General features: G+C 64.8%; 12 protein-coding genes and 2 pseudogenes. 5 read left to right on the forward strand and 9 right to left on the reverse strand.

Annotated features, from left to right (window positions below):
- From DEI81_RS09105 to DEI81_RS16755, 3 genes and pseudogenes are all read left to right on the forward strand, one after another.
- On the forward strand, nt 1-298 hold a 298-nt coding region (locus DEI81_RS09105; protein WP_146244065.1), incomplete at its 5' end, for an IS3 family transposase.
- A 218-nt stretch (nt 299-516) separates the two neighbouring features.
- Nucleotides 517-864: pseudogene (locus DEI81_RS16565) on the forward strand (DDE-type integrase/transposase/recombinase); the annotation flags it as partial.
- Nucleotides 865-1055: 191 nt separating this feature from the next.
- Nucleotides 1056-1199: pseudogene (locus DEI81_RS16755) on the forward strand (IS30 family transposase); the annotation flags it as partial.
- A gap of 87 nt (nt 1200-1286) precedes the next feature.
- On the opposite strand, the gene DEI81_RS09120 reads toward DEI81_RS16755, so the two are convergent.
- A complete protein-coding gene (locus DEI81_RS09120) occupies nt 1287-2819 on the reverse strand; it encodes a DNA cytosine methyltransferase (protein ID WP_111010410.1) in 1533 nt (510 codons plus the stop codon).
- Between the two features lie 300 nt (nt 2820-3119).
- Between DEI81_RS09120 and DEI81_RS09125 the strand changes: the two genes are divergently transcribed.
- Nucleotides 3120-3494, forward strand: a complete 375-nt coding sequence (locus DEI81_RS09125; protein WP_111010411.1) for a very short patch repair endonuclease — start codon at nt 3120-3122, stop codon at nt 3492-3494.
- A gap of 21 nt (nt 3495-3515) precedes the next feature.
- Here the strand turns inward: DEI81_RS09125 and drmB are convergent, their stop codons facing one another.
- From drmB to nrdH, 8 genes are all read right to left on the reverse strand, one after another.
- Nucleotides 3516-5327, reverse strand: coding sequence for a DUF1998 domain-containing protein (gene drmB / locus DEI81_RS09130; RefSeq protein WP_111010412.1), 1812 nt, complete (start codon nt 5325-5327; stop codon nt 3516-3518).
- On the reverse strand, nt 5308-8475 hold the full coding sequence (locus DEI81_RS09135) for a helicase-related protein (RefSeq protein WP_220035659.1): 3168 nt from the start codon (nt 8473-8475) through the stop codon (nt 5308-5310). The genes drmB and DEI81_RS09135 overlap by 20 nt, the downstream gene beginning before the upstream one ends.
- A gap of 23 nt (nt 8476-8498) precedes the next feature.
- On the reverse strand, nt 8499-10016 hold the full coding sequence (locus DEI81_RS09140; RefSeq protein ID WP_111010414.1) for an NERD domain-containing protein: 1518 nt from the start codon (nt 10014-10016) through the stop codon (nt 8499-8501).
- Nucleotides 10013-14740 (reverse strand): DEAD/DEAH box helicase, encoded by a 4728-nt coding sequence (locus DEI81_RS09145; RefSeq protein ID WP_111010415.1) that lies wholly within the window; start codon nt 14738-14740, stop codon nt 10013-10015. The genes DEI81_RS09140 and DEI81_RS09145 overlap by 4 nt, the downstream gene beginning before the upstream one ends.
- Before the next feature lie 1100 nt (nt 14741-15840).
- Nucleotides 15841-16815 (reverse strand): class 1b ribonucleoside-diphosphate reductase subunit beta, encoded by a 975-nt coding sequence (gene nrdF, locus DEI81_RS09150; RefSeq protein WP_111010416.1) that lies wholly within the window; start codon nt 16813-16815, stop codon nt 15841-15843.
- A gap of 519 nt (nt 16816-17334) precedes the next feature.
- The gene (gene nrdE, locus DEI81_RS09160; RefSeq protein ID WP_111010418.1) at nt 17335-19440 is read right to left on the reverse strand and encodes a class 1b ribonucleoside-diphosphate reductase subunit alpha; all 2106 of its coding nucleotides are present in this window, start codon (nt 19438-19440) and stop codon (nt 17335-17337) included.
- 17 nt (nt 19441-19457) lie between these two features.
- Complete coding sequence (gene nrdI, locus DEI81_RS09165) at nt 19458-19874, reverse strand: class Ib ribonucleoside-diphosphate reductase assembly flavoprotein NrdI (RefSeq protein ID WP_111010419.1); 417 nt, start codon at nt 19872-19874, stop codon at nt 19458-19460.
- 65 nt (nt 19875-19939) lie between these two features.
- Nucleotides 19940-20173 (reverse strand): glutaredoxin-like protein NrdH, encoded by a 234-nt coding sequence (nrdH, locus tag DEI81_RS09170; RefSeq protein WP_111010420.1) that lies wholly within the window; start codon nt 20171-20173, stop codon nt 19940-19942.
- Nucleotides 20174-20748: 575 nt separating this feature from the next.
- On the opposite strand from nrdH, the gene DEI81_RS09175 reads away from it, so the two are divergent.
- Nucleotides 20749-21957 (forward strand): MFS transporter, encoded by a 1209-nt coding sequence (locus DEI81_RS09175; protein ID WP_111010421.1) that lies wholly within the window; start codon nt 20749-20751, stop codon nt 21955-21957.
- Nucleotides 21958-22129 lie beyond the last annotated feature (172 nt).

The raw sequence follows: 22129 nt of genomic DNA on the forward strand, positions 1-22129 counted from the left end.
TCGTGGAGCGCAATTCACGTCATGGTTATTCGGCAGCCGGCTCCGCGAAGCCGGGCTCCTCGGCTCAATGGGACAGGTCGCGTCCGCGTATGACAACGCGCTGATGGAATCGTTCTTCGGCTCGATGCAGATCGAGCTGCTCGACCGCTGCGACTGGCCCACCCGCGCCGAGCTCGCGTCGGCGATGTTCGAGTGGATCGAAGCGTTCTACAACCTCACCCGACGCCACTCCGCGCTCGCCTACTACTCACCCATCGAATTCGAAAACCTCTACACCGCCGCCGAAACCGCGGCATGATCAACACAAAGAGAGCGTCCGGGAAACCCGGGACAGGTCAGATGCTTTCCCCCAGTCGCAGCGCGGTCGGCAGCAGCGCCGCACTCGCGGTCGGCTCATCAAAGCTTGCGAAGTATCGGTAGATTAGCCTGCGCATCGCCGCGCAGCGCAGCGTCGAGCCGAACCTGGCGCGGGAGCGGGTGCCCGGCCAAATGCGAGCGGCCAGCCACCTCGTGTCGGAGCGGCGCGTCTGGCGGCTCTACTCCACGCAGCGGCATTGGTCGTTGCACGCGAAGAAGCGAGGCCTGAACCGGAAGGCCGGACCGCCGGTGCATGACGACCGCGTCCAGCGAGCGTTCACCGCCCCCCCCGACATCGACAGGCTGTGGCTGACCGACATCAGCGAGCACAACACGAGCGAGGGCAGGCTCTACCTCTACGCTGTGAAGGACGCCTGCTCCCGCCGGATCGTGGGCTACGCGATCAGTGACCGGATGCGGTCCTCGCTTGCCGGCGCGGCCCTGCAGATGGCGGTGCATCGCCGGAACCCGGTGGGCACGGTCGTGCACCCGGATCGTGGCAGCCAGGGCGGATTCAATTGGTCGTCGCAACACCTTGACCGTGGAGGTGTTCCGAGGTGGCGAAGAAGGATTGGGTCGCGAAGACGAGCGAGGCTCCCGAGGGCGTTCGACGTCAATGGCGGTCGGATCGTGCGTTGCGGCCGCCCATGCGCTCTCCCGGGCGTCCTGAGCCCTCGCGGGCAGTGCAGCGGCAGGCCGCGGACCGTGCAGTTCCCGGGCACTGGGAAGGCAATCTGATCATCGGAACGGGCCGGTCGGCGATCGGCACGATCGTCGAGCGCAAGAGCCGGTCAACCCTGCTGGTGCATCTTCCGCGGCTTGACGGCTATAGCGAGATCCCACCTGTCAACAGGGCGTTTGTAGCGGTTCCTGCATGCCTGACGGAGTCGGCAAGCATTGCGAAGCGCCTATTCAGAGCGCCCCGGTACTCACGCAGTGCCGTGCAGGTATTGGTAGATCGACTCGGCTATATTGCGCCCGAGCGGGATGGGCACGGCATTGCCGATTTGTTTGGCAATCTCGAGCTTAGACCCGTACCACTGGAAGTCATCCGGAAACCCTTGAAGCTTGGCCGCCTCGAAGTGAGTTATCGGGCGGTCCTCGGTCGGGTGGAGGTATCGGCCCTTCTCAGGCTTGAAAAACTCCGTCCGGATCGTCACAGCTGGCGCGCCGCTCCGGAGTCGGCCCATGACGTCGCCGGAGCCGGCGTCATGCAAGTCCCACGCCACAGTGGAGAGGTACTCGAGGACGGCCTTCCGATGTACATCGCCCTCACTGAGAACAATATGGAACATCTCCGACTTGTTGCGGCGGCCCCCCGACCTCGTGCCATCTGTGACGGGACTGGCGGTGCGCACGGTAACTCGGCGCTCTGTGGCGGCACCGTCGACCACGACGTCGTGCGCACCAAGAACCTTCAGCGCCCCGTCGTCGTACCTGTGGTCGCCCACCTTTTGAAGGATGATGTCGCTGCCGTCATCGAAGCGGCACACATACCGACCGCGAAGGTCCTTTCGATTCCCACCTCTCGGGATCGCGCTATAGCGCCACATCGAGATCGGCTCTGGTCGCCGGCCGATGTGAAGGTCCGTCGTCAAGAACGGGCCGACGAAGCTGCCTTCGATTCCAGGGACCTGTCGCGGGGAGGCGGCCGGCAGGTCAACTGCGAGGTTCTTGCGCGCACTCTCCTCGAACAATTGGTCTACGGTGGCCCACGCGGTCTGCTCGGCGAGCAAGCCGGGCGATCCGCCGGGACCCCTGAGCGGCAGCGCGCCGCGGGCGAGATTCCGGGAGTGCGTGGGCTTGGGGTAACGCAGCGAGTCAGAAGGCAGACCGGCGTCAGTGCGAACACCGATCACGATCGCGCGCCGACGGGCTTGCGCAGCACCGTAGTTCGCGGCGTTCAGCAGGTAGCGCTTGTCACGGTCCAGCTCGGTCTCACCGGGCTTGGAGCCGGGGTCGACAAGGCGATAGTTCGTGAGGTCCGCTCCGCCGATCCGGTTCTTCAGATCCACGAACTCCGCTGATCGGAGGAATCTGTCGACGTTCTCGATCACGAACACCTTCGGTTGAAGAGCGACCACCACGCGGATGAACTCCTCCCAGAGCATGTTCCGCTCTGGACCCACCTTCTCGCGGTTGAGTCCGGAGAATCCTTGGCACGGCGGTCCCCCAACCACAACATCGATCTCGCCTGGCTTCCATCGTGGCTCCCAACCGACGATGGTTCGGCAGACGATCTCCGGTGCCTCATGGTCACCAAGCCGAGACGATCCGGCGCCGAAGTTCGCTGCGTAAGACGCGGCGGCCGCTGGCTCCCACTCGACCGCGCCGACGCTTCGGAACACCGGGTTCGCAACACCCTCAGGGCGGTACTGGTGGAACCCCTCGGTCAGACCGCCACATCCCGCGAAAAGATCCAGAACAGTTATGTGGGCGCGGCGGTGTCCCTCGGATGTCACCTGGCAATACTAGCCGGCACCACCTGCAGCTCAGGCGCGCAAGCGTCGCCGAGCGATGCCCCAGTCAAGCCAAGGCACTTGCACCTCAAGCGATGGCAAAATGACTCAGGAAGAGTGGCAGCCATCGCGGCTGACCAGAGGTGACCTCCGACAACGCCATATGCCGGTTCGTCGAAGTTGTCGTTCTGGCAGGACCAGCGACGGCGCGCCCGCAAGAGCATCCAGCACTTGAGCTACCGTGGTTTCATGCCCATCGTCGGTCCCCATCCAGGGGCATCAAGCCTGGCAGCGAGCCAGCGCATGAGCTCCGCGCGTCGGCGAGACACGAAGCCGGAAGTTGACGTTCGTCGGGTCCTGCACGCTCGCGGTCTTCGCTACCGCGTCGCGTACCCGGTGCCGGGGATGGCGAGGCGAAGCATCGACATCGCCTTCACCAAGGTGATGGTGGCGGTCTTCCTCGACGGGTGCTTCTGGCACGGATGCCCAGAGCACGGCACACACCCGCGCGCGAACGCCGACTGGTGGGCCACCAAGCTCCGACGCAACAAGGTGCGGGATGCGGAGACGGACGACGTACTGAGCTCCGCAGGCTGGCGCGTTCTGCGGTTCTGGGAGCACGAGGACCCCCGGCTGGTGGCCGACCGCACCTGCTCAGTCGTCAAGGCACCCCGCTGACACCTGACACTCCTGGTAAGGCTAGGGCACGCTGAGCGCACGGACCTCGTTGAGTACGCCCTCCAACAGCCCTGGAACGTCGCGCCCGCCGAGAACCAACTGACGGTCGAGCAATCTGTTTGCGGTCTCGCACGATGTCTCGCTCACAAGTGAGCATCCATGGCATGCCGACAAGTTGAGGCTTGAGGCACCTTGCCTGTCGCTCTCGATGCAGACCGGATCGTTCGAGCACACATCGGCATCGTCGATTGCTGCGAGAAGCAACGGAACCAGCTGATCGGGGTCACCGAGCCGAACGAGACCGCCCAGGGTGCCCTGCGCGTCGCCCGCTGCCGTGTAGATCAGCACTCCGGCCGTGCGGTCGGGACGGTAGGAGCTCGCGTAGATGCGCTCCTGAAGCGAGGCGGACGAGTACCCAGACGCGTACGCGAGTCGGCGGATCAACAGGTGAGCGATCGTGTGGAGGGCGACGAAACGGGCCTCGGGGAGGTCCAGTCGACTCGCCCATTGCGTCTTTGACCGTCGGTCCAGCAGGATCTTGGCCCGTGCGCGAACCGCTGCACGCTGCTCCCAGTCAGCGAGGAACTCCTCGCTAAACTGGAGGAAGATCCCTTCCCCGTACATTTCGATGGCGGGAAGAGTTGGCTTGCGCTTGCCCTTGAGCGACAGATCGGCCGGAATCATGTCGGCCTCAGCGGAGTACCGGCGGTAGCCCTTGAGAGCTCTGACCTCGCGCACTCGCCGAACCTGGCCGACCGCGGTCAGCCGTTCGGCCAGCGTCGTGGGAATGCCAGGACGTTCGGATGTCAACCACGAGTCGACGACGAAGTCCCCCTCGCTATGGTCACGCCCGGGCGTTCCGAGCTTCTTGAGAAAAGCCGCCCACTCGCCATCCTTGAGATCTGCGAGGACGTCGTCCTGCGGCATGCCGCCCGCTGCCGCCAGGATCAGGACGTCGTCAACCGTGGCGCCGACCTCGTCGGCGATCCAGCCCGCGATCATCTCGGCCTTGGGCCCACCGTTGTCGTCGACCACTCGACCGAAATCAGCGTGTTCGCGGATGGCGGCAGCGAGCGCGATCGACGGCGGCTTCTCTTCGGGGATGTCCAGTGCGGAAATGCGTTCCGCTATGTAGTTGCCCGTCGCGCCGCGCTGGACGGCGACAAGTGCGTGCTCACAAGCGTCATCCTGCCGTGAGTCCTGCCACGGTTGGGTGCCCTTGCATCGGAGGCCGTCGTGGGCGAGTGCTCCCTTGCTGACCAGGTCCGACATTGGGCGGGAACGCCTGCAGCCGCCGCATTCCACCCGAAGAGACTTCAGGCCCTCACCGTGCTTGGCCGAACGAACGAACCGTAGTTCCTTGTACGCCCGGCAGTGTCGCACGGACTCGGTGACGCCGGCGTCGCGTCCGCGGTGGGCCCACATGAACCAAGGGATGTCCTGGAGATGGCTGCCCTTTTCGCAGACGGCGACATATCTCATCGGGACGAGCATGCCGCCGCATTCACACTTGTTGATCCACTTGCCCCGGTCTTTGCCGGTTCGCTGGGAGAGCCTGGAGCACCGCTCGCAGAATCGCCAAGCTGGAAACCGCCAATACAGCAGTCCCGCAGTGTCCTTGCCTGTGCGCCCTGAGTGGGTGGGCGCTTCTCGCAGCACGCTGGGACCGAGCCGCTCCACGAGTCGCTCGCAGTGGATCTCGGGCGAATAGCGCTCATCCCACCACGAAGTGTCGGGTGCGATCAACGATTCCCCTCGAATGTCGATGACTGCCCCGACGCCGAACGGTGACACGGTCTCCGACAGTCTCAGGTCATGTTTGATCCGTTGCACTGGTCCCCTCCTCAAATGGCTCGCGCACCTCGACGGCAACGTTGGGTTCAACCGAGCGCATCGAGTCGGCAACCAGCCAACCTTCGCCGGCTTGCCCGAACCGCTTGAACAAGGCGGAATCGTCCGCCGTGGCGCGGTCGTACAGCAGGCTCTCGCCCGCCTCGCGAGCAGCGCGTGCGCGGCGGTCCCACTCGTTGAGCAGCGTAGTGATTCGCTCGCGCGTGTCTGAAGTCTCGACGGAGTCCGCCCTCGCTACCCGCTCGAGGAGCCCGCTGACCAGCAGGTCAACCAAGTTCCGCTGGCCAGCATTGTCTAGATCGAGGTCCTTGGCTGCGTCATTGGAGGACAGCCCTGGTCCGAGGTGACGAATCAGCGCTACCAGCGCACCGGCGAGCGAGCGTTCGCGCGACGCCAAGGACCAGGGAGTGACGCTAGTCGGCTCGACGCTTCGGTAGAGGGCCTCGTGGTAGCCGCGGAACGTCTCGAAGTGGGAACGATCCCTCGCTCGGTTTGAACGGAACAGCGTGGTGACGACGCCGTGAACCTTTCCTCGCCCGACCCGGCTGGTCGCCTGGATGTACTCGGACGTGGTCTTGGGCTGGCCGACCATCAGCATCAGCGCGAGTCGTGGGATGTCGATGCCGACGGAGAGCATGTTCGAAGAAAGGACGATGTCGACTGCCTGATCGGACTCGTCGGCGCTCCGACGCAGTTCGCGCAGGTCGTTCGGCAGCTCTTCTGGTCCGCGTCGGCTTGTCAGTTCCAGCACGCGCCCGGCGCGAACCGTGCGGAGTTGGTGCTCCAGGCGCTCGGCGCGAGGCTCCAGGCGGGCGTTGACGTCGTCGACCACCAGGGTCCCGGTGCGCCCCAGCTCCCGAAGGCTGTTGTGGTACATCACCGCGGTCCAGTAGGCGTCGAGGCTCGTCCCCGCACCCGGGTGTCGCCGAAGAATTTCCGGGATCTCGATCAAGGGGGCTGACGCCGAAACTGTTGCTGACATCTGCGAAAGCGCCTGGGGCATCAGCCCGAGGTACAGGCGACCCTCGCCGCTCGTGACCGGCCGGGAGAAGAACGTCGTGTCATCGTCAAGACCGGACGGCGGGTACAGCGCGACCGGCCTGCCGTACAGCCCCTGCACCTGCTCGTCCGAGGAACGGATCGTCGCGGTCGACGCAACGATCTTCGGCGTCGAGCCGTTCGCGGCGAGCAGCATCTGGATCACAGCGTCGAACACTGCAACCGTCGTGCCGAGGGGCCCAGAGAGCAGATGGAGCTCGTCCTGGATGATCATCGACGGCTGCCGGAACGCGGTGTTCAGACCGAGCAAACGGCCAGCTTCAGGGCGAAACTGCAGACGCGCGAACTTGTCGACCGTCGCAAGCAGGATGGTGGGTGGCTCCTCATAGAGCATCTCGTCGACGACGCACACGGGGATCTCATCGGCAAACTCGCATGACGAGTTCACGCAGTGGATGACGATGTCACGACCCATCATGCGAACGCCATAGTCGTTCGGGCGGGGAGACCGGATGCGGGGAAGAAGAGGCGTGGCGCACCAGGGGCAGCTTTCCACCTGGAACTGGTTGGCCTCTTCAGGCCGCGCGGCCTTGTGAAGCCGCTCGAGAGCGGACTTTGCATCCTTGCGCGTCCCGGGAGTCACTTCGTTGCCGACCCACAGCCCGATCGAGAACGGTGTCATGTGGCTTGCGCGCGGGTCGCCGATCTTGTCCGCGCGACGGAGCAGCTCCATCGCACACACGAGCGAGGCAGCTCGCTGGAACTGCTGAGAGGTAAGCAGTCGCAGCGTATAACGGGTCAATACCGCAGTGCCACCACCCGCCGGGCCGTCCGAGAGTCGTCTGCGGAAGATCTCGATGGCTGCTAGCCCTAGGTACGCCTCAGTCTTTCCGCCGCCGGTTGGGAACCAGATCAGGTCGACGAGCCCTCGCTCCTTGTGTGTGTCGTCCACCGTGGACGTGAGGGCGACGAGCAGGAAGCCCAGCTGAAAGGGGCGCCAGCTTGGCTCGGGCCGAATGCCGTCGCGGGTGAAGACTGCTTGCTGCATCTGTAGGCGCATTGCAGCCATTGCGAGAGAGAAAGCTTCCCGAAGGGTGCCGTTGCACGCCTCTCCAAGCAGGTCGAGAGACTTGTTCATTCGCATCAGCGCTTCTCTTGACCGGCTGACGATTCGACCAGCAACCTCGTGGTCCGGGCCGAACGAACCAACCCGTCCTTCCTGCGCCTCGACCCACACCCCGAACTTTCGGACGAAGGCCCGCAGCGACTCGAGAACTTGATCGGCATTCTTGTCGAGCGTCGCTAGATGCTCGAGACGCAAGGCGTCCGCTTCAAGGGTTCCGTCCTTGAATCCAGTTGTCTCGACGTCAGGGACGACAAAGTGTGGGACCGGATCAAGGCGCACCTCGCTGCATACGCCGTCGGAGACGGTCCAGTCCGCAGCCATGCCGTGTCCGACGGCGTATACCTTGCGGTTCTTGAACCTCAGACGCAGTTCCGCGGACTCGTCGTCGGCGTCGAAAGCGCGCCGGGTGTCGTACTCACGGATCGTTCCACCACCGGTCGTGGAGACGGCGAGCGCAACCTGGTACAGCATGCTGGTGGCGTCGACGCGGTCGTCGCCGGTCGATGAAGCCAGTACGCGTAGGTGAACGGTGACAAGTCGTACGTCTCCGAAGCGCCGCCAACGGCTGCCGATCTCGATTGGTACGTCACCGACGGACTGCTCATGTACCCGACGGTCAGGTGCAAGGACCAAACCAGGGATCGTGAAGGGCGTTCGACGCCAGCTCGGCGGCCCATCGCCTTCGATGGCGGCGTATGTCGCGCCGGCGACAGTGCACGCAACCGTGTCGCTGTCGGTGATGAAAGAGATCGCCGCCGATGACGGCCTCCAGTCCTCGGCGATCGGGACCGCCGCTCCCTTCTCCTCAACCTCACCGTCGAACGCGCTCATCAGATCGACGTCTACGTCGCCGCTCTCGGGCACGACGGCACCATCGTCGGACTCAGGCTCGCCGTCGCGCGGGAACAACATCCCGACGGCGTACTGTCTGTTCGGCGGGTTGTAGATCACCTCGCTGTCGCCACTGTCCGGACCGACATAGGCCGACCTCAGGTGCGAAAGCACGATCTCCTGAGCACGAGTAAGTGTCATCGGCTCGCCCTCCCTTGCCCTACCAGTTGCTGAAGTCGACTCCTGTCATCCTTGGAGAGCACCACATGCAGGGAGACACGAGCGCGGGTCAGCGCGACGTAAAAGGCAGCAGTCCCGGAGGCGTCGAGAGCCTCGGGCAGTCCGCACACGACGACATGCTCAGCCTCCAACCCCTTCGCGAAGCGAGGGCTCGTCATCACGATGCCGTTGACAGTCGTGGGCGCCGCGACGGACCGCGGGTCAATCACCCAGATGTCGGACCTACGAGCTCCATCCGCCGCGAGTTCGGCGGCGATCCTCACACCGTCGCTGGCCGTGACCTCCTGATTCCTGGTCAGCCACTCCACGCGCTCGCCGTGAACGATGCCTGGATCGCCGACGTCAGCACCCAGGTACTCCTGCACGACGTGCACGATCGCACGCGTGTTGCGCACGTTCAACGACAGGTCTACGGTGATCGCCTCGGCGGTGATCAGCTCCGCCACGTCCGGGTCGTAGTCGCCGTCGACGTGCGCCTGGTTGTTGGGGTCGAGGAACATCCGCCACCGACCGGCCGCTCGGCCGCCGACAAGAACACCATCGAGGCGGTCCATCGCCTCGGCGGTCATCATGTCCTGTGCCTCGTCAACGAGCACGACGTCGTAGGGACCCGACCCCTCGAGGTCCGCGAAAGGAATCACGTCGACGTTGCGGTCACCGAGATGCGGTGCGAAGTACCGCGAGAGCGAAGGTGAGCGGAACGTCACGAGCACGGACCTCCCCTGCTCCTCCTCCTGTTTCGCAGCCTCGACAAGGACCAGGGACTTCCCGGTACCTGCTCCTCCGCATACGAGCACCCGCTGGTTCCGCGCCAGTGCAGCGAGAACGCGGGCCTGGCCGACCGTGGCACGGTTCTGCTCCTCGATCACCGCACCGCGTTGTGCGTCGACTACCGGCATTCGAGTGAACTCGCCGAAGAGACGCTCCCGCAGGTCACCCAGCCGCGCGATCTTCTCTCCGCGCGGCGCGTTCCTTGCATCCGCGACCACGACGTCAAGCGCCGTGGTCAGCTCTAGCGCTGTCATTGAGTCATGAGCCAGCCAGTGCGAAGGCTTCCAGTCGACGGAGCTCGGCGGTGCGTCGATGTCCGGCGTGACAACAACGGCCTCGTGCGCGTACCAGCCGAGCCCCTGCGCCCTGAGGATGTCACGGAGCGCGTACCCCGCCGATCGTGCTTGCTCCATCGGGGACGTGCCGAGCTTATGCCAGTCTCCGCGGCGGTCAATGCTGTACCAGATGCCATCGTGCTTTCGCACGCCACCGCCCTTGACCTCGACGACGACGACGGTTCCCCGCCACAGGATCACGAAGTCGGCTTCTGCCTGCTGCTTGTACCCGTGCGAGCGAAGCCCGACGGAGTAGAAGGCAACTGCGTCGCCGTCCGCCTCTACGTCCCGAAGGAGACGGGCGACTCGCCGCTCGGCGTCACTCCGGGACGCTGTTTCGATGTCGGCCAGCGAAGGAACAAGGATCATTCGCGCTGCTCCGCCCAGAGGTCCTCGTAGTCGTGGTAGCCGAGGAAGTCGTTCATGGCGCCCCAATTGTCGGCTACATCGACGATGAGGCACTCGTCCTTTCCGCCGTTCTCAGTTCCGCGAAGGCCGCGGCCTGCCATCTGGATGTAAGCGCCGGGGCTGAAGGTCGGGCGCGCGATGTAGAGCGCCCTCACACCCGGGGCGTCGAAGCCCTGGACGAGGAGGTCGCAGTTGGCGAGGACCTGGATCTCATTGTCCTGAAACTGCTTGATCACCTTTCGACGCTGTTGCTTGCTGGTCTGTCCGCTGACCGATTCAGCGGCGACCCCTCGATAGCGAAGCGATGCTGAGAGGACCTGCGCCGAGAGCACACTCGGGGTGAAGACAAGGACGGGCCATTCTGGGTGTGCTCTAAGCGTCTGGAGGATGTGCTCGACAAGGATCCGCATGCGCTGTTCGTTGCGGCCGATGCGCTCGTAGAGGTTTCGGTCGATGAGCTTGTTGGACCTAAGATCGCCAGGCGCGGAGTCGCTGACCTCGAACTCGAGGCCGGTCGGCAACACCTCGTGCCTGACACTCGCGAGTACACCAAGCTTTACGAGCTCTTTGTACGGTTCTTGGTAGGGCAGTGCCAGCTTGGTGCCGAACCTGGCCTTCAGTTCCTTGATCCCGCTGTCGTCACCGGCTCGCCCCTTGAACGGGGTCGCGGATAGTCCGACAAGTGGCCTCTCCCAGCTGCGTCCATCGACACCAAGCCACCGAAGGATTTTGGTGTATTCCGACGAGCCCGCTCGATGAGCCTCGTCGATGAAGACTGCCGCCGGCTTGCTGAGCCACTCGTAGTCGCCCCGACCGATGAGCTGGGCGAGCTGCGCGTCAGTCGCGACGATCACGGACAGCTCAGTGTCTGGTTCCTGGACGGTGTTCGAGCCCCACAAGCGGCCGATCGTAAGCGGTCGTTCGTCGGCAAGGTGTCGCCAGACGGTTTGGAAGGTCTGAACGGCCTGTTCGCAGAGTTCCTCCGACTGTGCAATCCAGAGGATCGTCCCCGAGAGCACCTCGTCGACGAACAGCTTGAGGACGGTCTCGGTGGCGACGCGGGTCTTGCCCGCGCCCGTCGGCAGCTCGACCATGGCCTTTTGCGCAGGACCGTGGGCTGACGGTTGCGTCAGGACGGTTCGTAAATCCTCGCTGATCTTCTTCTGGTACGTGTGTAGACGGTTCAGCACCACCGCGCCAGGGACGACGAACTCCGGGGGCTGCTTCTGGTTCCGCTGGCCGGCGTACTCTGCGCTGAACCCCATCTTCCGGACCCAGGACACAGCGGGCCCTGTGCTGCCCCAGGCCTCCGGAACGTCCGAGAACCCGAGGTCTCGGAACCTGTCCGCGAGGATGCGGAGCGCGTCCGAGCCGTAGACCGTCAAGAAGAGTTCCGCGACGGGCGTCCCGTCGTTGACCAGGCTTTGCGCTTCAAGCGCGCTCCAAAGCCCGGTCGGAAGCGCTTCCCTTAGGTCATCGGGGCCGATGTAGTGGTCGAGACGTTCGGCGTCGCTCCCGATGGCCTGTGCCTCATGACGAAGGAGCTCGAGCTTGTTGTCCAGCCCCGCCTTGAGCACGGCAGCGAGTCGGATGTTGTCGAGGCGAAGACCGAAGGCGTCATTAATGAACTCGAGGATTCGCCGTTCGTCAGCATCGCTCCTGACGATCAGGTCCTGACCGTCAAGGTGCCAGTCTCGGGGCTGATCCTCCGTGCCGTCCTCTGTGACCACCCGCTTTGCGATGAGCAGGGCCCGAGAGACCTTCGCCGATGCGAGCGCCGCCCCGTACGCCGAGCGGAGGCCGGTGTAGACGTCAAGAACTCGCTGGGAGTCCTGCTGGCCTTCGACGACCATTGCGAACGAGAAGCTGTCAGCGAACCGACGGCATCCGACCGTCTCGACGAACTCGTCGACCATGTCCGGATGGACCCTCAGGAACGGTCGCTGCCGGCTCCGAAGGAACTCCTCTTCCTCCTCGGTGGAGGCAAGGAACACTGTCGAGGGCGCATGCGGCTCGACGAGTCGCTTGACCCTGGCCGGGATGGTCGACGGCTTTTCGCCAGCGTACCCGGCCTTCGTGGCCCCGAGAACGAACTCGGTCAGAGCCGAGTCGTCGACGGACGGGAAGAGATCCGCCTCGAGCATTTCCCGGAGCACGTGCGCCGGCACTGCTTCAAGCTCGTCCGGCAGGTCGAGGGCAACCTGGACCTGGTGTGTGCCTTTGAAAAGCGGTAGGAGCGCACCGAAGCGCACAAGCGAAGGTGCGACGACGTCGCTCGGCGCCCGGAACCCTCGCGACGTCGGGAGAAGACCCGCCTGCTGGACCGCCCATCGAGACGGCGGCAGTACTCCGTGAGTGCGCCCAGTGTCGAGATCCTCGACGACCCAGTTCTGCTCCGGAAGCTCCAGGAGCGAAGTCGTCCACGACGCACGCAGCTGTTCCGGCGCCTCAGCATCCCGCAACATGAGCAACACGGAGAACGGTCCAGGCCCTGCCGCCGGACTGACCTCCAGTCGTTCGATGGGTCGTTCACCCGGCCCCCGCTGGTTGTTGAGCGCGTCTACGGTGGCGGCGACGTAAGCCTCGTACTCCGCCTCGTCCTCAAGAGAGAAGTCCTTCACCGGAGTCCGAGCGACACCGAGCTTGTGCGCGACCTCGGCCGTTGACCGACTTCGGTCGAGAGTTCGCGAGGCGAACCGCTCAGACAGTGTTGTATCCACATCGATTACCTGCTGCGGCCACGCCCAGCCACCGTCCCGCGTGGGGACCTTGATCGACGCATTCGAGGCCGTCATCGACTTGATGGCGATGGCCAGGCTGACAGAGACGACGGCGTCCCAGAGCTTCTCGAGGTCCTCGCTTGAGGGATCGGTGGGCAGCGTTGCCAACCGCGCGTCGAGGATCGCTTCTGGGTCTAGGTCGCGGAAGCCACGGCTGCGGAGGAGCGCTTCGACCCCGCTCTCCGCCAGGAACGCGGGGTCAACGAACACGGCGCCGTCAACAACTAGCCCTTCCTCCTGATGAAGGAATACGACGCTTCGGTCGTCGAGTGACTTCATTCCGTCGGTCGTTGGAATGACCTTGGCAGACGTGATGCCTTCAAGTGAGAGGTGTCCGAGGACAGTCTTGAGAGCGTTTGCCGACGAGACAGGGTCATCGCCCTCGGCCCACTCACGGAGCCAGGTCAGGAGGCCACGCCTCGGCATGCGCTCCATCGCGGCACGGAGGTCGCGGGCGGTGGGGTCGGGGTCAGGCTCCTGGGCAACCAGGAGAAGATCCCTGAGGCGTGTCGCCCTCTGTGAGGTCCTGTAGCAGTGCCAGTGGGGAACATCCTCACCGGTGTTGGGCGAGACCATCCACCCCTGGTGAACGACGGGGTCGAAGCGAATGGCTGGGTCCAGCGGACGGAGCTCCGACCCGTTTCGCAGGTCTCCAGCCTTGTCAGGAATGTACTGGCCCGTGCCGGCCAAACTCAGGATGTGTGTTCGTAGGGCGTCTCCGGCGAATCCGCGGCTCTCTTGGTCACGCTCGCGAGCGGGCAGATAGTCCAGGTGCCCTGCAGGGTCGTCGGAGGTCCGCAACCTTGGGAGCAACGGCACGAAGAGCGCGGCGAGGGTCTTGATGATCTCGCGGTTGTATCGGTTCTCGAGCAGATTGGTGCGGTCGTCGTTGACGCTCCACGGCGCATTGAGCAGCGCTCCTACCGAGGTCTTGTCCTGAAGCGGGAAGTACGACCAGAACTGCCCGGAACCAAGTCTGCTGCGTTGAACCGGGACGGCGACCGTGACCTTGACCTTTTCGCGTGACACTGCCTCGCCGACTTCGTGGCGTGCTTCTGACGACGGCTTGTGCATATCGCTCTGAACGATCCATTCGTCACCGCCGCCGTCTGGGCGCTCGATCCTGAACCTGTTGGCTCCCAGATCGCGGGATACGTGGCTCGTCTCAAACGGCTCGTCTCCGATCACACGCAGCCGAACTTCCCGGACCGCATCGACGAACAGCAGGAACTCGGAGGTGAACCCCTGGATCTCATCACGCAAACGCTCAAGATGTGTCGCCGCGGGGAGCTTGACGATCGTCGTGGCCCAGGATCCGAGTTCCGCGAGCACGGGATCTCGCTCCAGCTCAGTTGCTGCGTCGAGAACCGTCGCGGTCCGGAGGATAGGATACCGCTTGGCGTTTGTGACCTTTGCCATCTCAGTTCGAGCATGCGGCGAGTTGAACTCGAACGAGATCGAGCGGCTCAACACCTGCGGCGCCTGCGAGACCGCGAGCACTGACTTGAATCCGAGGCCGAAGCGTCCGATTTCGTCGCCGCGTTTCTCGCTCAGATAGGCCATCGTGACGGCTGTCAGGCCGCTCATCGAGAACGGCCGTCCTGCGTTCGCGCAGTACAGCACGCTTTGGGCCGCGTCGAGGATGATTTCGACGCGTCCCGAGTTTTCCCTGCTGGTGTCGGCAGCACCCGCCAGAGCGTCGGCGGCGTTCTGGATGAGCTCGAGCAAGGTGCGGTTCGCGTAGCCGCCGGTACGGATCGACTCTTCATGGTTGGCGTGCTCGGAGATCAAGTTCGGATGGATCCGGTAGGACTCGATCGTCCGATTGAACTGGTCCTCGACTTCGCGCACGAGCGACGCGTCCGGCTCCCATGAGTTGAGGTCCAACGTCGCACTTGACTGCATGTCCAAGACCGTGCTCCTTCAACGGTTCCACCGCGAGACGAAGTTACAGCCTCACGGACAACTTCTGTCGAGCGGGAACCTCAACTGTTGTCCGTGAAGCGCACTGCAGAGATCACAGGACTCGGGTGAGAATCACTCTACAAAGCTGAAGCCTCGCGCCGCGTGCCCTGTTCGGGGGACGCAGGAGTAGCCGCTACGGTCCGGCCCGCGCTTCCAAGACGTGTCGAGGTCCCACGCGCCGTGCCGTAGGTCACCTCTGCATCATCACCTGCGTTCCGCCCTCGACACGGATAGTTCGACTACGCCAGAATGAGGGGGTCGTTGGTTCAAGGTGCCAGCGAGCCCACGATAAACGCCGGGCGCGGCGTAGTGTGGCTGGCGGTGGTCCTGATCCTTGCTCTTGTGCGCCTCCTCAGGGAACGCCACATTTGCAACCGGAAAGAGACGCCCATGAACGCAGTTCTGAAGGCGAACACCAACAGCACGACCAATAGCCCAGGGAAGTTCTGGCAGTATCTGCTCGAAGCGATCTGGGCGACGTGAGCTAGGGTCCTCGGGGCCTCGTTGGCCACCTTGAGCTAACGAACGACGAAGAGGCGCTCCACACCGAAAGAGTTGCGGAGTATCGCCCCGCCGGCAGCGCGGACGTTTTTCCGAAGGCACCGTGGCAGCACGGCATTGCCCGGAGGTCAACGACAGACAGACGCCCTCAAGCGAGCCCCGCCCTAACGCCCGTTATCGGCGAGTGGCGGATCAAGCCGAACGCGCACCCGGGCGTTGGATGACACAGCGTCCGTCGGCGAGCACCTGCTCGCGCCCGCACACACCGCGGGCGTGAGATGACATGCGTCCGTCCGCGAGCACCTGCTCGCGCCCGCACGCACCTGCTCGCGCGTCCACACATCGACGAGAGCGAGAGAGCGAGTCAGCACCCAACGTTGCGCGCTTTACGCAACGTTGGGTGCCGGAATCAGCCCGAGATGCGACCTAAGTTGACGAAACCCAACTATGGCTGCGATCTAATAGGAAGCAACGTCCCCGCTGTCGTTCGACAGCGGGGACGTCGTCAGGGACGAGGCGTGGTCAGCGAGCGCTCGGGATCAGAAGTCCCAGTCCTCGTCCTCGGTGTTCACGGCCTTGCCGATGACGTACGACGAACCCGACCCCGAGAAGAAGTCGTGGTTCTCGTCGGCGTTCGGCGACAGGGCCGAGAGGATGGCCGGGTTCACGTCGGTGATGTTCTTCGGGAACATCGGCTCGTAGCCCAGGTTCATGAGCGCCTTGTTGGCGTTGTAGTGCAGGAACTTCTTGACGTCCTCGGTCAGGCCGACGCCGTCGTAGAGGTCCTGCGTGTACTGCGCCTCGTTGTCGTAGAGCTCGTAGAGCAACGAGAACGTGTAGTCCTTCAGGTCCTGCCGCTCGGCCTCGGTGACGAGCTCGAGCCCCTTCTGGAACTTGTAGCCGATGTAGTACCCGTGCACGGCCTCGTCGCGGATGATCAGGCGGACCAGGTCGGCCGTGTTCGTCAGCTTCGCGCGCGACGACCAGTGCATCGGCAGGTAGAAGCCCGAGTAGAACAGGAACGACTCGAGCAGGGTCGACGCGACCTTGCGCTTGAGCGGCTCGTCGCCCTTGTAGTAGTCCATCACGATGGACGCCTTCTTCTGCAGGTTCGGGTTCTCCACCGACCAGCGGAAGGCCTCGTCGATCTCGGGCGTCGACGCGAGGGTCGAGAAGATCGACGAGTAGCTCTTGGCGTGCACCGACTCCATGAACGCGATGTTCGTGTAGACGGCTTCCTCGTGCGGGGTGAGCGCATCGGGGATCAGCGAGACCGCGCCGACCGTGCCCTGGATGGTGTCGAGCAGCGTCAGGCCGGTGAACACGCGCATGGTCAGCGTCTGCTCCTCGGGCGTGAGCGTGTTCCACGACTGCACGTCGTTCGACAGCGGCACCTTCTCGGGCAGCCAGAAGTTGTTGACGAGGCGGTTCCAGACCTCGACGTCCTTGTCGTCCTGGATGCGGTTCCAGTTGATGGCCTGGACCGAATCGATGAGCTTCAGCTTCTCGACCAACGTAGGTTCCTCGCAGTTCTTGTGCCGGCAGATCAGTGGTGGTGCTGGGTGAGCGGTGTCACCACCGCCCACCCAGCGCAGCATCAAATGTGCTGCTGAATGGTTCCGCCCGGGTTCCGCTTCGCCGTCGCTTCGGTCACGAATCGACCTGTGCTGGCTGAGCGGTTCACCGAACGCGCGTTGCTCGTGCCGCTGCCGACATGCTCGGTGGTCGTCTTCGACGGCCAGCGCGCGGCGGCAGCCTTGCTTACGAAGCGCCCGCTCGAGGCGCTCCTGCTCACTGTGCGTGCCACTGTCATCACCTCCTCTCGGGGCTTCGTCAGCCCCGAGAGCCTGGCCCGACCGGGCCAGTTCAACTCATGTACAGTGGACGCTCCAGCGCTCAGTTGGAGTCCCCGCTAGGGGCTGTTCAGGGTCAGGTTTTCGCGAACCTGACCCTGAGCTTTTTTGGACTTGTGTTTGCGTCGGGGGACAAATGAGGTTCACGTCCGACGGATGGTCGCGGTCAGCGACCGGCGGCTACAGCATGCAGCTGACGCAGCCCTCGACCTCGGTGCCCTCGAGCGCGAGCTGACGGAGGCGGATGTAGTAGATCGTCTTGATCCCCTTGCGCCACGCGTAGATCTGCGCCTTGTTGATGTCGCGGGTGGTCGCGGTGTCCTTGAAGAACAGCGTGAGCGACAGGCCCTGGTCCACGTGCTGCGTCGCCGCCGCGTACGTGTCGATGATCTTCTCGGGGCCGATCTCGTACGCGTCCGTGTAGTACTCCAGGTTGTCGTTCGTCATGAACGGCGCCGGGTAGTAGACGCGGCCGAGCTTGCCTTCCTTGCGGATCTCGATCTTCGACGCGATCGGGTGGATCGACGACGTCGAGTGGTTGATGTACGAGATCGATCCCGTCGGCGGCACGGCCTGCAGGTTCTGGTTGTAGATGCCGTGCTCCTGGACCGAGGCCTTGAGCGCGGCCCAGTCGGCCTGGGTCGGGATGTGGATGCCGGCGTCGTCGAACAGCGCCTGCACCCGAGCGGTCGCGGGGACCCACGCCTGCTCGGTGTACTTGTCGAAGAACTCGCCCGAGGCGTACTTCGAGTCGGCGAAGCCCTCGAACGCGGTGCCCTGCTCGATCGCGATCGTGTTCGACGCCCGCAGTGCGTGGTACAGCACCGTGTAGAAGTAGATGTTCGTGAAGTCGATGCCCTCGTCGCTGCCGTAGTGGACGCGCTCACGGGCGAGGTAGCCGTGCAGGTTCATCTGCCCGAGGCCGATCGCGTGCGACTTGTCGTTGCCGTCCTCGACGGAGCGCACCGAGCGGATGTGCGACTGCTGTGACACCGCGGTGAGGCCACGGATCGCGGTCTCGATGGTCTTGCCGAAGTCGGGCGAGTCCATCGTCAGCGCGATGTTGAGCGACCCGAGGTTGCAGGAGATGTCCTTGCCGATCGTGTTGTACGACAGGTCCTCGTTGTAGGTCGTCGGGGTGTTGACCTGGAGGATCTCCGAGCACAGGTTCGACATGTTGATCCGGCCCTTGATCGGGTTGGCCTTGTTCACCGTGTCCTCGAACACGATGTACGGGTAGCCCGACTCGAACTGGATCTCGGCGATCGTCTGGAAGAAGTCGCGCGCCTTGATCTTGGTCTTCTTGATCCGCGGGTCGTCGACCATCTCGCGGTACTTCTCGGTCATCGGGACGTCGCCGAACGGGACGCCGTAGACGCGCTCGACGTCGTAGGGCGAGAACAGGTACATGTCCTCGTTGTTCTTGGCGAGCTCGAAGGTGATGTCCGGCACGACGACACCGAGCGACAGCGTCTTGATGCGGATCTTCTCGTCGGCGTTCTCGCGCTTGGTGTCGAGGAACCGCATGATGTCGGGGTGGTGCGCCGACAGGTACACCGCGCCCGCTCCCTGACGGGCGCCGAGCTGGTTCGCGTACGAGAACGAGTCCTCGAGGAGCTTCATCACGGGGATGATCCCGGACGACTGGTTCTCGATCTGCTTGATCGGGGCCCCGGCCTCGCGGATGTTCGAGAGCAGCAGGGCGACACCGCCGCCGCGCTTGGACAGCTGGAGGGCGGAGTTGATGCCGCGCGAGATCGACTCCATGTTGTCCTCGATGCGGAGGAGGAAGCACGAGACGAGTTCGCCGCGCTGGGCCTTGCCCGTGTTGAGGAACGTCGGGGTCGCCGGCTGGAACCGGCCCCCGATGATCTCCTCGACGAGGTTGACCGCGAGGTCCTCGTCACCGTGGGCGAGCCCGAGCGCCGTCATGACGACGCGGTCCTCGAAGCGCTCGAGGTACCGCTTGCCGTCGAAGGTCTTGAGCGTGTAGCTCGTGTAGTACTTGAACGCCCCGAGGAAGGTCTGGAACCGGAACTTCTTGGCGTAGGCGAGGTCGTTGAGCCGCTGGATGAAGTCCAGCGAGTACTGGTCGATGACGGCCTGCTCGTAGTAGTCGTTCTCGACCAGGTAGTCGAGGCGCTCCTTGAGGTTGTGGAAGAAGACCGTGTTCTGGTTGACGTGCTGCAGGAAGTACTGCTTGGCGGCCTCGCGGTCCTTGTCGAACTGGATCTCGCCGCTCGGACCGTAGAGGTTGAGCATGGCATTCAGGGCGTGGTAGTCCATCCCCGTCGCGGGTGACGTCAGATCGACGTCTGCAACTGCTGCGTCCAAAATGCATCCAATCCTGAGTTGACCGCCTGCACGTCGTCAGGGGTCCCGAAGAGTTCGAATCGATAGAGCACGGGCACGTGGCACTTGGCGGCCACGATGTCGCCGGCGAGTCCGTAGGCGTCGCCGAAGTTGGTGTTCCCGCCGACGATGACGCCGCGGATCAACGACCGGTTGTGTTCGTCGTTGAGGAAGGAGATGACCTGCTTGGGCACCGCGCCGCGCCCGTTGCCACCGCCGTACGTCGGCAGGACGAGCACGTACGGCTCGTCGACGCGGAGCGGGGGCTCCTTGGCGAACAACGGGATGCGGACGGCCGGGCGTCCGAGCTTGTCGACGAACCGTGCCGTGTTGCCCGAGACGCTCGAGAAGTACACGAGCTGGCTCATGACGCGCCTCCGACGAGTGGACGGGCGAGGAGCGGGCGCGGTGCCCTGCAGGTGGGTGAGGTGGGTCAGCCGATCTCGGCGACGAGGCCGGCGATCTTGTCGGGACGGAAGCCCGACCAGTGGTCGTCGTCCGTCACGACGACCGGCGCCTGGAGGTAGCCGAGGCTCTTGACGTGCTCGAGCGCGGCAGGGTCCGAGGAGACGTCGTGGACCTCGTACTCGATGCCCTTGTTGTCGAGCGCGCGGTACGTCGCCGTGCACTGGACGCAGGACGGCTTGGTGTAGACGGTGACGGCCATGATCTCCCCAGAGGTGGTGTTCCGGACGGGCTGTCCGGCGGTGGTTCTCGATGTGGTGCTGCTGGTGCGTGTGGGCCCGGATCCTCGTCCGGACGGCCGGTCCGTGGTGGCCCCGGTGAGGGGCATTTCAGCCCCCGAGGGGCCGGTCTGTCCCGGCTGGTCGATACTACATCTTGTGTCCGACACCGGAGTCGACCACAAGAGGAAGTGTTACACCCGTGTAGTTCTCCACAACAGTCCCCACAGGTGGGGCATTCCGGTTGAGCCCCTCGGAGGCCCGGATTTCCGCCAGTCTCCGCCCGGCCACCGACATCTGTGCACAGCGGTGGAGGGCGTGTTCCACAGGGTGTGGGATTCGCGGTTCGGCGTGTCGCGCGTCCGGTCGTCGATGGCGCCCCTCCCCCGTTGTGGAGGTGGCGGACAGCGCCGCCGACGTGGCAGCCAGAATCCGTCCGGCACCACGCTGCCAGCCGTCCCGGGAGGCCCGCGACCGACCACCTGTGGAGGCTGCGCCGCTCTCCACGACGCGTGTCGACCCTCCCGGCCGGCACCCTGGCGTCCGTACACTGAGGACGGTGAGCGCGTACGGGAACCTGCTGCGGACTCCGGGGGTCGGCCGCGTCATCGCGGCCCAGCTGACCGCCCGGTTCCCCTTCGGGATGCTGTCGCTCGCGTACCTGCTCCACGTCGAACGGGTGGCGCACTCCTACGGCGCCGCCGGGCTGGTCCTGGCGGCCTCGAGCATCGGGCAGGCGATCGCCGGACCGCTCACCAGTCGGTGGATGGGCCAGTGGGGCATGCGGCCGGTGCTCATCCTCACGACCTCGGTCTGCGCGGTGAGCATGGCCGCCGTCGCGTTCGTCGTCATGCCCGTTCCGCTGTACATGCTCGTCGGGTTCGTCGGCGGCCTCGCGGTGCCGCCCGTGCAGCCGGCGGTGCGGACGATCTACCCGAAGATGGTGACGTCGGCGCAGCTGACCCCGCTGTTCTCGCTCGACGCGTCGGCGCAGGAGCTCATCTGGGTGGCCGGCCCCGTCATCACGACCTTCGTCGCCACCCAGATCAGCACCGTGCTCGCGATCGTGATCGCCATCGTGTTCCTCGTCGTCGGCGGCACCTGGTTCATCGCCTCCCCCGAGGTCGGTCGGGTGCGCATCCCCCGCTCGAAGCGCGCGTTCGGCACCGTGCTCCGTCGGCCGTCGGTGCTCGTCGCCACGTTCACCGGGTTCCTGCTCATCGGCGCGTGCGCTGCGGTCGAGGCCGGTGTGACGAGCGCGTTCGGCGACGGCAGCCCGAACGCCGGCATCGTCCTGGCCCTGTTCGCGATCGGGTCGCTCGGCGGTGGGCTGGCGTTCGGGCACCGTCCGATCGCGCCGAACGGCCTGTGGATCCGGATGGCCATCGTCTTCGTGGGACTCGTCCTCACGACGGTCCACCCGGGCTTCTGGTGGCTGTGCCTGACCCTGCTCATCGCCGGTGGTGGGATCGCCCCCGCGCTGGCGGTCATGTTCGGCTCGGTGTCGTCGACCGTCAAGTTCAGCGACACGGCCGAGGCCTACGGCTGGATGGGGACCGGACAGCTCATCGGGGCCGCGCTGGGGTCCGCCGTCGCCGGGTTCCTCATCGACGCGCACGGTGCGGTCGGCGGCTTGGCGGTCGGCGCGGTCACGGCCTTCGTCGGGGTGCTCGTGCCGCTGTTCGCGCGGCGGTGGCTGCCGGACCTCCGCGGGCGGGACGCCTCGCCGATCCCGGACACCGAGCCGGTCGACCTGCCCACGACCTGAGGCCCGGCCGGCCTCACTCCCCTCCGGTCCCCCTGAGCCACTCCCCTCCGTTCCGCTTCCAGCCGACTCACTCCCCGCCGGCCCCGCTCCCGGCCCGTCCCGCTTGTTTTCGACACCGCGGGCGTCGTCCGACAGCGGGGACGTCAAAGACCAGCGGGAGGCCGAGAACACC

This window comes from Curtobacterium sp. MCBD17_013 (assembly GCF_003234565.1).
GTDB lineage: Bacteria > Actinomycetota > Actinomycetes > Actinomycetales > Microbacteriaceae > Curtobacterium.